Origin of the sequence: Bacillus sp. 2CMS4F (genome assembly GCF_023161785.1) — a bacterium.
Taxonomy (GTDB): Bacteria; Bacillota; Bacilli; order Bacillales; family Bacillaceae; genus Bacillus; species Bacillus halotolerans.
This window is the reverse complement of the sequence record NZ_JALNTO010000012.1, coordinates 28,370-40,972: the sequence shown is the minus strand read 5'-3', so window position 1 is coordinate 40,972 and position 12,603 is coordinate 28,370. Positions and strand designations below refer to the sequence as shown.

12 protein-coding genes and 1 pseudogene are annotated in these 12,603 nt (G+C 39.8%); 10 read left to right on the top strand and 3 right to left on the bottom strand.

From position 1 onward, the window contains the following. Positions 1-145: 145 nt before the first annotated feature. From MTN95_RS16005 to MTN95_RS15960, 9 genes and pseudogenes are all read left to right on the top strand, one after another. Positions 146-1,084, top strand: coding sequence for a helix-turn-helix transcriptional regulator (locus tag MTN95_RS16005; RefSeq protein ID WP_248338952.1), 939 nt, complete (start codon positions 146-148; stop codon positions 1,082-1,084). A gap of 53 nt (positions 1,085-1,137) precedes the next feature. Further along, positions 1,138-1,623, top strand: coding sequence for a GyrI-like domain-containing protein (locus tag MTN95_RS16000; RefSeq protein ID WP_248338949.1), 486 nt, complete (start codon positions 1,138-1,140; stop codon positions 1,621-1,623). Positions 1,624-1,698: 75 nt separating this feature from the next. Further along, positions 1,699-2,403 carry an MBL fold metallo-hydrolase gene (locus MTN95_RS15995; RefSeq protein ID WP_248338947.1) on the top strand — a complete coding sequence of 235 codons (705 nt, stop codon included), beginning with the start codon at positions 1,699-1,701 and terminating at the stop codon, positions 2,401-2,403. A 2-nt stretch (positions 2,404-2,405) separates the two neighbouring features. After that, positions 2,406-2,981 (top strand): TetR/AcrR family transcriptional regulator, encoded by a 576-nt coding sequence (locus tag MTN95_RS15990; RefSeq protein WP_202853545.1) that lies wholly within the window; start codon positions 2,406-2,408, stop codon positions 2,979-2,981. Between the two features lie 78 nt (positions 2,982-3,059). Beyond that, positions 3,060-3,812 (top strand): GNAT family N-acetyltransferase, encoded by a 753-nt coding sequence (locus tag MTN95_RS15985; RefSeq protein WP_105955045.1) that lies wholly within the window; start codon positions 3,060-3,062, stop codon positions 3,810-3,812. Further along, a complete protein-coding gene (locus tag MTN95_RS15980) occupies positions 3,812-4,534 on the top strand; it encodes a helix-turn-helix domain-containing protein (RefSeq protein WP_248338945.1) in 723 nt (240 codons plus the stop codon). Before MTN95_RS15985 ends, MTN95_RS15980 begins: the two co-directional genes overlap by 1 nt. A gap of 62 nt (positions 4,535-4,596) precedes the next feature. Continuing rightward, positions 4,597-4,929 carry a chaperone CsaA gene (gene csaA, locus MTN95_RS15975; RefSeq protein ID WP_248338942.1) on the top strand — a complete coding sequence of 111 codons (333 nt, stop codon included), beginning with the start codon at positions 4,597-4,599 and terminating at the stop codon, positions 4,927-4,929. Positions 4,930-6,165: 1,236 nt separating this feature from the next. Further along, the gene (gene ppsA, locus MTN95_RS15965) at positions 6,166-8,769 is read left to right on the top strand and encodes a phosphoenolpyruvate synthase (protein ID WP_248338939.1); all 2,604 of its coding nucleotides are present in this window, start codon (positions 6,166-6,168) and stop codon (positions 8,767-8,769) included. Between the two features lie 298 nt (positions 8,770-9,067). Continuing rightward, positions 9,068-9,949 (top strand): annotated as a pseudogene (locus MTN95_RS15960) (DinB/UmuC family translesion DNA polymerase); the annotation flags it as partial. Positions 9,950-9,977: 28 nt separating this feature from the next. Here MTN95_RS15960 and MTN95_RS15955 read toward each other — a convergent pair. The 3 genes from MTN95_RS15955 to MTN95_RS15940 all read right to left on the bottom strand — a co-directional run bounded on the left by MTN95_RS15955 (position 9,978) and on the right by MTN95_RS15940 (position 12,004). After that, positions 9,978-10,121 carry a hypothetical protein gene (locus MTN95_RS15955; protein WP_024121692.1) on the bottom strand — a complete coding sequence of 48 codons (144 nt, stop codon included), beginning with the start codon at positions 10,119-10,121 and terminating at the stop codon, positions 9,978-9,980. Further along, positions 10,111-11,241: a response regulator aspartate phosphatase gene (locus tag MTN95_RS15950; protein WP_202853542.1), complete on the bottom strand. Its 1,131-nt coding sequence runs from the start codon at positions 11,239-11,241 to the stop codon at positions 10,111-10,113. The genes MTN95_RS15955 and MTN95_RS15950 overlap by 11 nt, the downstream gene beginning before the upstream one ends. Before the next feature lie 502 nt (positions 11,242-11,743). Continuing rightward, the gene (locus MTN95_RS15940; protein ID WP_081638323.1) at positions 11,744-12,004 is read right to left on the bottom strand and encodes a hypothetical protein; all 261 of its coding nucleotides are present in this window, start codon (positions 12,002-12,004) and stop codon (positions 11,744-11,746) included. A 347-nt stretch (positions 12,005-12,351) separates the two neighbouring features. On the opposite strand from MTN95_RS15940, the gene MTN95_RS15935 reads away from it, so the two are divergent. Continuing rightward, positions 12,352-12,585, top strand: a complete 234-nt coding sequence (locus MTN95_RS15935) for a hypothetical protein (RefSeq protein ID WP_106022513.1) — start codon at positions 12,352-12,354, stop codon at positions 12,583-12,585. The last annotated feature ends 18 nt before the right edge of the window (positions 12,586-12,603 follow it).

The window sequence follows — 12,603 nt, the reverse complement described above, 5'->3', positions numbered from 1 at the left end:
AAACAATGACCATAAAAAAAGAAGGGGAGGCCCCTGTTTTCATAACATATGCACGATGCCTTTAGGCTGCATAATAGATATGCCCAAGCCTCATAAAATGGTATGATAATATTGGAAAATAAAAGCAGGAGACAAGGTGCGAAAAATGAAACTGGAACGTATGTTAGCGATGGTGATGTTATTAATCAGCAAAAAACAAGTGCAGGCTGCTGAGCTAGCTGATTTGTTTGAGGTATCAGTCAGAACGGTTTACCGAGATATTGATACGATCAGCAGAGCGGGCATTCCGATTGTAACCTCACAAGGTGCCGGGGGCGGGATCAGTGTGATGGAAACGTATCGGCTTGAAAGAGAGTGGCTGAAAGAAGAGGAGCTATTTGCTATTGCTTCCGCTTTGCAGAGCGTCTCATCGATGTATGAACCCGCTTCTCACAGCGCGGCTTATCAAAAAATAAAACATCTCATACCTGACCAGGCCGCAGAGGCATTTAAGCGTGAAACGGAAAAATGGTTTATTGACATGACGGCATGGGGACAAACAGAGGACCAAAAAGCGCTTCGAGAAAACATCAGTGATGCAATCGATCGGTCGTCAACCATATCATTTACATATACAAATGCAAACGGGGAAACACTTCTCCGTGAAACAGAGCCTTACACGTTGGTGTGCAAGACAGGCCGCTGGTATTTATACGCCTACTGTCTGGTTAGAAACGATTTCCGTTTTTTTAAATTAAGTCGGATGAAAGATCTGACTGTTTTACATCAATCATTTAAGAGAAAAGACATACAGCTGGAGACTCTGCCTTGGGATGCGAATTGGTATCGAAAGGATCGTTTAACTGAACTGGTCATTCTTGTCCAGCCCGGTGCGCATCAGCGTATAAGTGAATGGTTTGGAAATGATGTCCTTCAATTGGATGAAAATAAAGCCTGCCGAGCGGTGATATCTCTGCCTGAGGATCAATGGCTGATCGGTTTCTTGCTGCAATTTGGCAAGGATATTGAGGTCCTGGAACCCCTTCATATCCGGGAAAAGGTAAAAGAAACGATTTTTCATATGCAAAAAATATATGAAACCTGACACAATGCTGTCAGGTTTCTTCTTTTATAATCTAGGTGAAAAGGAGGTATCATATGAGCTATTCACATATGACACATTTAGAACAAAAGCGCTTTTCAGGGCTGTCACAAAGAACAAGCAATGCATTGGAATTGACGGAAAAAAGACAAATCCCGCTCTTATGGAATCAATTTTGGCAGCAGGATACGAGCGTGTTACTCCCGCCTGATAAAAAGGATCAGAGCATTATCGCTTTATACTCTCATTACGAACAGCAGGAGAATGGGTTTTACACATTTTCTGTCGGCGCTTTTACCGAGCATAGCGACATACTTCCGGAACCTTATGAGGATATATATTTACCGGCTTCCGCTTATGCTGTTTTCACTTCAAGAATCGGTCCTATTGAAGACATTGTACTCGACACATGGAAGGAAATTTGGACTTGGGACAAACGCCATTTGCGTACGTTTTCGGGAGACCTTGAGCAGTATGATCAAAGTGCGCTTTCACCGCAGCGGGCGCAGGTTAAAATATTTGTCGCCATAAACTTGGTATAACACTCTTGAAAAACTAATGGTATTAGTTAATAATAAAACTAACACCATTAGTTTTTTATTCAGGAGGAATATCATATGAGAATCATTCAGAATCAAACTGTGCGGCAGCTGACGTTTTATCCGACATTATTTCCGGTCAATTGTTATCTTGTAGAGGAAGAAAATGAAGTAACCTTAATTGATACTGGTCTTCCGAACAGCTATAAAGGGATTATCCAAGCAGTGAATCAGCTGGGAAAACCGTTACAACACATTTTACTGACTCATGCGCACGGTGATCATGTCGGTTCGCTGGATGCACTGTCCCAAGCCTTTCCTCATGCAAAGGTTGTCATATCCGAGCGTGATTCATTCTTGTTAAAAGGTGATGTTTCTTTGCGGAAAGATGAACCGCAGACGCCTATAAAAGGAGGAATTCCAAAAAATATCAAAACAAAGCCTGACGTTTTGCTGGCGGGTGGCGAAACAGTCGGTTCTCTAATTGCGATTTCAACCCCAGGTCATACCCCGGGAAGCATGTCGTTTCTGGACACAAGAAACGGAATTGTAATAGCTGGGGATGCATTTCAATTACGCGGGGGAATAGCCGTCTCCGGCCAAATGAGATGGACATTTCCTTTTCCTGCCTTCGCCACTTGGAATAAGGAGGCTGCTGTAAAAAGCGCGGAATGGCTTGTTGACAAGGCGCCGAGCTGTCTTGCGGTCGGACATGGGAATTTCCTTGCTTCACCAGAACAGTCGATGAAATTAGCAATTCAAAAAGCAAAGAAGGGGGTCTGAACATGTCACCGAGAGCAGGATTACATCAAAAGATGATTATAGAAGCGGCGGCAGAGATTGCTGATCAGGAAGGAATAAACGGCGTGACGCTAGCCGCACTCTCTAAAAAAATGAATGTACGGCCCCCGTCTCTGTATAATCACATAAGCGGGCTGCAGGGAATCAGAACAGAGCTTGCCGTTAGCGGTTTGACAAGGCTTTTTGATCAGATGGCTGATTCCGTCAAAGAACAGAAGGGGGAGTCCGCCTTGCTAACTTTAGGCGATGCATATGTTGGGTTTGCAGTTGAAAATCCGGGTTATTATGAAGCGACTTTGCTTAAAATTCAAGATGAAAGAGCTGAAAGCCTGTCAAACCAGATTGTCCGGCTTGTCACGAAACTGCTTATTGACAGCGGTTATGCAAACGAACAGACTGTAATCCATGCAACAAGAGGGCTGCGAAGCTTGCTGCACGGATTCGCGACTTTAATCGGAAAAGAAGCGTTTGAATTAAAGGAAGATATTTCAGACAGCTTAGCATTTTCAATTCGATTATTTATATCGGGTCTGTCAATAAACAATAAAAGCATTATGTAAACTAAATAATATATATCTTATATTTCTGAATATTGTATAATATATCATGCAGTATATATAAGGGAGAGGCAAGAGGCGATGCATGATATTGACAAAATTGAGCAATTAGCGGCAGCATCATGGCCGTCTTATATTCAAAAAAGAATGGGGAAATGGCTTCTCAGAGCGAACTTTGGCGTAACCAAACGGGCGAACAGCGTATGGACATCGGCGGACATGCCAGAAGGAGATTACCAAAAAGAGATCGAGCATTTCTATAAAAGTTTAGGTCTGCCCGTTTGTATTCAAATCAGTGACGCATCTCCGGAAGGACTGGATGATGCATTGGCAGACAGCGGATATGAAAAGATTGATGAATGTTTTCAGATGACAGCATCATGCTGCGATATTTTAGATCGTACTTTTGACAACAGCCGATTTACATATAAGTGGGAGCAACAGCCATCGTCTTCATGGATTGATGATTTTATCCGATTGGAAGAATTTTCACCCGAACGGCATTGCGGCTATACAAGCATTTTCAAACGAATGCAGCCGTGTAAAACCTTTTTCACTATGTATGACCAAGGCAGCCTGACAGCAGTGGGCACGGCTTCCGTTATCGATGGCTATGGCGGACTCAGCAACGTTGTAGTAGCAAAGGAACATAGAGGAAAAGGGGCAGGGACTCAAGTCATCAGGGCTCTGACTGAATGGTCAATGAACCATGGAGCTAAGTATATGTACTTGCAAGTGATGAAAGAAAACTCAGCCGCCGTTTCTTTGTATAAAAAAATCGGGTTCTTGCCTATATCGGAACACCATTACCGGATCAAAAAGGAGGATGGCTGATGAATTCGCTTCAAGAGATTATCTGTGAAAAACGGACATATACACGCCTTTATTCCTCACATAAGCACGCGTACAGCCAATTTCTTTTTCCCCTTGAAGGGAATATCGATCTTGAAACAGAGGATCGGCAGGTCAAATTAAAGCCGGATCAATTTTTATATATCCCTCCAGAGTGCGAGCATCGGTTCCGCTCTATTGGCAGAAATGAATGTCTTGTGCTGGATGTGCCGCTTCAGGCGATGAAAATTGAGGAGCATCATGCAGCCGCAGGGATTGAAGCTGCAATCGATCCTTTTTGGTCTTCGATCAGGCACTTATTAATAGAGGAAGCAAACACACGCTCAGCGCACACGCTCCATTTGCTTGTTCAATACATAAAAGAAAAACTGCAAACCCATACTCATGCGTCAATCGCATACATCCATAGCCATTTGTCTGAGCCGCTGACAATACAAAAGCTGGCGAAAATTGAACATTATCACCCAGCTTACTATTCAAGCTGGTTTAAGAAACAAACCGGTAAGTCCCCTCAAGCCTATATAGCTGACCTCCGTCTTGAGGAAGCGAAACGGATGCTGATTGAGAAAAATGTTACGCTGACTGTCGTGAGTCAAGCGCTTGGCTTTCAAAACCTTTCTTCTTTTACAAGATGGTTTGCAAAAAGTACAGGTGTATCACCCCGAATGTACCGGAATACCTTTCATTCAGATAAAAAAATATGAGCTTTTGGTTAAACATTTAGCAGGTGTCTCTTTTAAAATAGTAAGAAAAAGGAGATATAATGATGGCTGTAATTGAAGATTTTGAAAAACTGGATATCAGAACTGGCACCATTATCAAAGCGGAAGAGTTCCCTGAAGCAAGAGTCCCGGCGATTAAACTGTTCATTGATTTTGGAGAAGATATGGGCATTAAACAATCAAGCGCGCAAATCACAAAGCGCTATTGCCCAGAAGAACTGACCAACACACAAATTATCGCTGTCGTGAACTTCCCGCCGCGCCGAATCGCAGGTTTTAAATCCGAAGTCTTAGTCCTCGGCGGCATTCCCGGCCAAGGCGATGTCGTCCTGCTTCAGCCTGAACAACCATTACCAAACGGAACAAAAATCGGATAACACAAAAAAGACGTTTGCCTAAGAGGCAAACGTCTTTGCGTATTGAGGCGATGCACCACACGCCACATTCGTGTGTGCCGCAAAGGGCATGTACATCGGCTTATACAATTCAGCTCATCGCTATATGAATATAGCATGACGGATGAGGAAATGCAAGGAGTACTTTGTTATTTTATGTTTGAATTTGCTGTGAAAATATGAAATGAAGAGAAATAGGGTAGATTACTGTACAATGATTAGTTTGTTATGGATGATTTGAAACCGGTAAAAGTCATTTTATGGCCTGAGTGTGACCCCAAGTGTGACCCCAAGTGTGACCTGAAGTGTACATTTAAGAGTGTCATAAACGCAGTTAAAACAATGAAAACGTACTAAATATCAAAGCGAATAGAAGGAACCAGTATGACCCTAGACTTTTTGATCTGGGTCTTTCTTTATTGCACAAAAAATGCCTAGGATCTCTCAATAGGCATGTTAGTATCGATATCTTCATTTATTTTTTGACTTAGTTTCTGAACCTTCTTTTTAACATAAAAGACCAGGGTGCTGCCAACACCCCGGCTCTGTACAAAAAGCTGCCCATCAAAGGGATTGCTCGATGTGGTTTCTTGGTAGACCTATCCCTTTAGGTTCTGAGGCTCAAGGGAGGCCTATTTTTTATTTATATACGTCAACAGGGCGAGTATAAACGACTCGAATGCAAGACATTAGCATTAATGCCTGGAATATTGACATAGCATTACCCCCTTTCATTAGGGGATGAGCAAGACTCCCTTGAGAGAGCAAACTTTACAGGAGATATTTATACATAAATGTCCTTGTCGTTAAAAATTCAAATATATTGACAACGTGAAAGGGGCTTGCAAAATGCAGGTTCTTTGGTTATAAAACCTTTGATATATTGTCTATAAAAAATCAATTTGAATATGGAAACAATACAAGAATAAAAGTTAGATTTTGCTTTGTTTATTGGTCATTTTTTCTTGTAAATACTTTTCATGTTCTTTCTCCAGAATAAAGTTCCGAGTTTTTTTGTGACTAATGGTAGCGGGAAATTAAAAAAGAACCTGGTGAAATAGCCTAGGTTCTTTTTATATTGCACAAAAATAGACACGGTGATATAATCAGACTACGTGTGCTTTCTGTATAAAAAGTTATAGATATCCATCTTATATTTTTATTATATCAGGCTGGAAAGCTCTTTGTCAATTATTATTTTTGAAGGGGAGATGTAGAATGAGTTCTTTGGTTCTTGGTTTTCATGAAATTGAAAAAACACAGCATTTGCTTGTTGGAGGAAAAGGGTTAAATTTAGGGGAATTATCAAAAATTCAAGGTCTACAAGTACCAGAAGGATTTTGTGTCACAACAGTAGGATATCAAAAAGCCATCGAACAAAACGAAACGTTACAAGTGTTGTTGGATCAATTGGCCATGCTAAAAGTTGAGGATCGAGATCAAATTGGCAAAATCAGCAGAAAGATTCGACAAATTATTATGGAAGTAGAAATTCCTTCCGATGTAGTGAAAGCAGTTGCTCACTATCTCTCCCAGTTTGGCGAGGAACATGCCTATGCCGTGCGTTCGAGTGCGACTGCTGAAGATTTACCACATGCCTCTTTTGCCGGTCAGCAAGATACCTATTTAAATATTATCGGCGAAGAAGCGATCTTGCTGCATATCAGCAAATGCTGGGCTTCCCTATTTACGGATCGCGCGGTAATCTACCGCATGCAAAATGGATTCGACCATACCCAAGTTTATTTATCCGTTATCATTCAAAGGATGGTTTTCCCACAGACTTCGGGGATTTTATTTACCGCTGATCCAATTACTTCCAACAGAAAGGTGTTATCCATTGATGCCGGTTTTGGACTTGGTGAAGCACTGGTCTCTGGTTTGGTATCTGCCGATTGTTATAAAGTACAGGATGAGCAAATCGTCGATAAGATGATAGCAACCAAAAAATTGGCTATCTATGGACGAAAAGAAGGAGGAACAGAAACACAGCAGATCGATCCGAATCAGCAAAAGACTCAAACACTGACTGATGAACAAATTTTACAACTGGCACGCATCGGGAGACAGATCGAAGCTCATTTTGGTTGCCCGCAAGATATCGAATGGTGTTTTGTTGACGATACTTTTTATATTGTCCAGAGTCGTCCAATCACAACTTTATACCCCATCCCTGAAGCGAGTGATCAAGAAAATCACGTCTATATCTCTGTTGGTCATCAACAAATGATGACGGATCCCATAAAACCACTGGGATTGTCTTTTTTTCTGTTGACGACTTCTGCACCCATGCATAAAGCTGGTGGAAGGTTGTTTGTTGATGTCACACATAATCTGGCATCACCTGACAGCAGAGAATTTTTATTAAATGGCATGGGACAACACGATCCGCTCTTAAAAGACGCACTTATGACCACAATTGAGCGGCGAGATTTCATTAAGTCGATACCAAATGATAAAACAGCAACGATTCCCAACCGAAGTAATAATACAGATATGCTGGCACAATTCGAGAACGATCCAACAATCGTTTCTGATTTGATTAAGCGTAGTCAAACATCGATAGAAGAGTTAAAACAAAACATCCAAACGAAATCGGGATCGGATTTGTTTGATTTTATTCTCGAAGATATCCAGCAATTAAAGAAGATCTTATTTGACCCACAAAGTTCGGCTGTGTTTATGGCTGCTATAAATGCTACATCATGGATTAACGAAAAAATGAACGAGTGGTTAGGCGAAAAAAACGCAGCAGATACGCTTTCTCAATCTGTACCTCATAATATTACTTCAGAAATGGGTCTTGCGCTATTGGACGTCGCAGACGTGATACGTCCTTATCCAGAAGTAATTGCTTATTTACAGCATGTAAAAAATGATCACTTTTTGGATGAGCTGGTTGAGTTTGAAAGTGGACAGAAAGTCCAAGACGCTATCTATGCTTATCTCAACAAATACGGAATGCGATGTGCCGGAGAAATTGATATTACAAGAACTCGATGGAGCGAAAAACCAACTACGCTCGTCCCAATGATTCTTAATAATATCAAAAACTTTGAGCCTAATGCCAGCCATCGGAAATTTGAGCAAGGGCGACAGGAGGCTTTGAAGAAAGAACAAGAGTTATTAGATCGATTGAAGCAATTACCGGATGGTGAACAAAAAGCCAAAGAAACCAAACGAATGATCGACATCATCCGGAATTTCATCGGTTATCGGGAATATCCAAAATACGGCATGGTTCATCGCTACTTCGTTTATAAGCAAGCTTTACTGAAAGAAGCCGAACAACTCGTAAAAGTAGGCGTTATTCATGAAAAAGAAGATATATACTATCTCACTTTTGAAGAACTTCACGAAGTCGTACGCACAAATAAACTGGATTACCAAATCATAAGCAAACGAAAAGACGAGTATACATTATATGAAAAACTATCTCCACCACGTGTTATCACGTCTGATGGTGAAATCATGACAGGCGAGTACAAACGAGAAAATCTCCCAGCCGGAGCGATTGTAGGTCTACCTGTTTCCTCCGGAGTGATAGAGGGGCGAGCACGTGTCATCTTAAACATGGAAGATGCTGATCTAGAAGCTGGAGATATATTAGTCACTTCCTTTACTGATCCTAGCTGGACACCATTGTTTGTATCCATAAAAGGCCTAGTCACCGAAGTTGGTGGACTGATGACCCATGGAGCAGTTATAGCGCGTGAATATGGCTTACCTGCAGTTGTTGGAGTTGAAAATGCTACCAGACTAATCAAAGACGGGCAACGAATTCGTGTGAATGGAACAGAAGGGTACATTGAAATATTGTAATGGCTTATCAATTAAGATCTTGTCATAATGAACGGCCTTAAATGGATAAATAACGGTTATACAGTTCATTCTTTTATCTTCTTGAGCAGAAATAAGGACACTTAGTGAATGTAGAATATTTGATGGCTTCCTACACACATTGAGGCCTTAGCTATTCTTCGACAAGATTAGAGAATCGATGAAATATACTAAAATGAAAAAATAATACTCTAACAATAAGTAAAGTCGGATCCCCATAGAGTGGGGATCCGGCTTTTTTATGTAATAATTGCTTAGCACGGGAAATCCGCATTGCAGGAAAGAAGATCCTGAAGACATGGTCAAAGCAATTCAAAGCAGCATGTGGAGAGAATTTGGCCAATGTGCACAGTAGGCATTGGAGATAACATGTTACTCAGTAAGCTTGCGCTTGACCTGGAGAGTAAGAAAACAAAGAGTGGTATTGCACGTTGGAGATATGAAGATGTACCAAATAAACTCTGGAAGGTTCACCCGTTGTCTAAAATGTGGGGAATAGGAGGGAGGATGGAAAGAAATCTGAATCGGATGGGAATATCAACTGTAGGTCAGTTGGCTAAATTTCCTTTAGAGCTGCTTGAAAAGAAGTTTGGAATAATGGGAAACCAGTTGTACTACCTCTCACGGAATTGATTTATCAGAAATAGGTGCTCTGTTGATGCAAGGTCAGATTAGTTTTGGTAAGAGTCAAATTTTAATGTGGGATTACACAAGAAAAGAAGAGATTAAGGCTGTTCTTCTGGAGATTTGTGAGGAAGTCGCAAGAAGGGCACGTGCACATAATAAAGTTGGTCGAACAATTAGCCTAGGAATTGGTTACAGTAAAGATGAGCTTGGCGGTGGTTTTCATCGATCCAAAACAATTGATCTACCCACAAATATCACAATGGACATTTATGAATGTTGCTTGATGCGCTTTTATAAGTTTTACTCGGGTAAAACAGTGAGTAATATCTCAGTCACGCTATCAAATATTGAGGGTGATGTTAATCAGCAGGTTAGTTTATTTGAAGTGGATAATAAAAAGAGAAGAAAGCTTGGATTCGTTATGGATGGAATTAGAAGCAAATACGGATCGAAAGCGATTCTGAGAGCAGTTTCTTATACACCTGCAGGGACAGCACTTCACAGAGCTAGGCTAACAGGTGGACATAAGAGTTAAAACCCTTCTCAATGAGAAGGGCTAAACATTAAACAAAAAACTTGGTTGGTTGAATAGAAGTAATGTTCCTTTTAGCTTCATGGAATTCTTGGTCATTCGAGGATGAAAAGCCACTAAATACTGCTAATCCAACGACAACTGACAAGGTGGCTAATGCAAGTTTAAATTTCATATAAACACTCTCCTCTTTGTATTTGGATTCGGGCATCCACCATGACGTCAAAAAAGGTGGTTGAGTTTTCAAATTGCCCTATCTCCTTACAATAATTAGCCGTGTCGAGTGCTAATTCCTCTAAATCTGGATACATAACATTATCTTTAAGTACAGAAAAAGTTCGGAAAACTGTGCGTTTATCTATAGAGTCGATATATAAAGCCTTTAAGTAATTAAACTCAGCAATTAAGACATCGTCATTTATTGCTTTTGCTTTCTCGATTCCTTTTTTGTAAAGAACCAAGGCTTTTTCAATATCCTTCATTTTAAAGTGAATTTGTGTCAGCGTAAATAACGTGTGAGGGAGGAGATCGCTTTTATCTCTTTCATACAATGAAACTGCTTGTTCAATATATTCAGCAGCTTTGTCATACTCTTTCATCTTATAATAACAGTTTCCCAAATTATATAATGATGCACCAATTAGTTTGTGTTTGTTTATGGCTTTTGAGTCTTTTAGGGCTCTCTGAAGATGGGGAACTGCTTTTTCATGACTTTCCAGATCATCAAAGTTGCCTGCTACAACAAATGCACATTGTATTCGGCGAACAGTATAAGTTTTTTGGTCTTTATAAATGTTAAGGGCTGCTTCAGCATAGTGCATTGATACATGGGTTTGTTTCATGTGATAATACACTTCAGCCATTTTGAAATAAAACTCAGCTCGTTCAATTTCATCTGTTACTAAAGCGAGCTTTTTCTCAGCAATTTTATATGACCTTATTGCATTTATAAAATCCTTCTTATCAAATTCATACATTCCTCTAAAGAAATTGCAGTAGTATTCCAGGACACCTTTAAGCTTTGTTTGGCTGCTTTCGATCTTTTCTAATAAGTCTGAAATTTTAGGACGTGCTTCATTCAATGACTTAGGTTCAAGGTAATCCAGCATTAGCTGATGACGAAAACACATTAGAGAATAATACAGCAATAAGTCTTGATCTTCCTTCATATGTTTTATTTCTTCTTCAACCTCTGCTTTTAATATCTCAGCATCTGGAACGGCGAACATCCGTATGTATTTATACCACTCATTGATTTTAACTCCAACCGTGGATGACGGAATTAATTGCTCCATTGAAATCCCTCCCTCTATGTATCCAATAGACTAAATATGTAATATTTTATCATATTTAAGTGTTTAAGGAAGATTAACGTTTTCTTAAAAAGCGAAAAAAATACCCTCCTCGATTAAGAGAAGGGTAGGGGTTTTATCTCGGTGAATCATAATCCATTGCTTGTTCACTATCAGAAATACCTTGAGAGTTGTCGGGTCAACAATGATTCCCATTGCAGTTAAAAAAGTTAGAAGTGCATTAAATTTCTCTGTCAAATTGTCACCCAATACCGTCAAGTCGTATATCGTACACGATCCCAGTACTTATATTGCATCTAAGGGTTAATCAGTCGAGATCATTGAGGAATCAAAATATAGCCAAGTGATTGTTATTACTCAGCGCAACAGAAAAGAAGGAACCAGCAAAAGTAGATATTACGGTTGATTTCATACATAAAAGATCACATAGGAAGAAACACCTTGCTTCAAACAAGAAAAAGGAGCTAAAAAGCCCCTTATAAGTTTAAATAACTTTTGTATAAATAGCCTTATAAAACCCTATTGAGTAATCAAAATAATAATTTGTAAGAGTATAAGTATAACCATTGTATTCAAGAGAAGGCTTGAAGTTTGGTATGGGACTAAGCTGATATATGGTATCGTATTCATATTCATCATTTTTCACAACAACTTCAGATGAAACATTCGTTGCCAAGGCAGGAACAGCGGATATTAGCATGCCGAATGTTAAAGCAGAACTCAATAAAATTTTTCGAGGGTTCAATTATATCAACTCCATTTACATATTATGCATTTATTATGCAATATCTGGAGTTTATTTGGAAGTGAATGAAGGATCATAAAAGCCTATTTATTTTCAAAATCGTGGTTTTAAACAAATTAGGGGGAAACGAATGAATCAAGATATTCAGCTTTTGAAAGACCTCCAAACTGAATTGAAAACGCAGGATCATGGCTCTCAAGCTGCACCGCGGTTTGTTTATAGGAGATTATAAATGAATTAGGACTTCAGATGATGATGATGCGGAACGCTGTTCTGTTTACATCCCTGAAGATGGCGAATCTTATGACCTGGAAAGTTATCTAAAGGACATCAAGGAGAATGATGAATTGTCTTCAGAAGCGGTGGAAGATATAGAGTGTGAGGCTTCCGCATTAGATTGGATATATGAATATGTAGACAGTGGCGCTGATCTGATACCAGAAACAGAGGTTCATTACATTTATCAAAATACAATGTTTCTAACTAAAGCAGAGGCAAAAGAGAAAGAAAATGATTCAGAAGTAATTGCAGTTCACCAATCCTTATTCAAAGACAGCCTTCCTTTTGGATATTTTTATTAGTATCAATTCTGTATAAAA

Coding starts and splice junctions, on each gene's coding strand:
- MTN95_RS16005 (WP_248338952.1), top strand. CDS start 146: ATGAAACTGGAACGTATGTTAGCGATGGTGATGTTATTAATCAGCAAA.
- MTN95_RS16000 (WP_248338949.1), top strand. CDS start 1,138: ATGAGCTATTCACATATGACACATTTAGAACAAAAGCGCTTTTCAGGG.
- MTN95_RS15995 (WP_248338947.1), top strand. CDS start 1,699: ATGAGAATCATTCAGAATCAAACTGTGCGGCAGCTGACGTTTTATCCG.
- MTN95_RS15990 (WP_202853545.1), top strand. CDS start 2,406: ATGTCACCGAGAGCAGGATTACATCAAAAGATGATTATAGAAGCGGCG.
- MTN95_RS15985 (WP_105955045.1), top strand. CDS start 3,060: ATGCATGATATTGACAAAATTGAGCAATTAGCGGCAGCATCATGGCCG.
- MTN95_RS15980 (WP_248338945.1), top strand. CDS start 3,812: ATGAATTCGCTTCAAGAGATTATCTGTGAAAAACGGACATATACACGC.
- csaA (WP_248338942.1), top strand. CDS start 4,597: ATGGCTGTAATTGAAGATTTTGAAAAACTGGATATCAGAACTGGCACC.
- ppsA (WP_248338939.1), top strand. CDS start 6,166: ATGAGTTCTTTGGTTCTTGGTTTTCATGAAATTGAAAAAACACAGCAT.
- MTN95_RS15955 (WP_024121692.1), bottom strand. CDS start 10,121: ATGAAATTTAAACTTGCATTAGCCACCTTGTCAGTTGTCGTTGGATTA.
- MTN95_RS15950 (WP_202853542.1), bottom strand. CDS start 11,241: ATGGAGCAATTAATTCCGTCATCCACGGTTGGAGTTAAAATCAATGAG.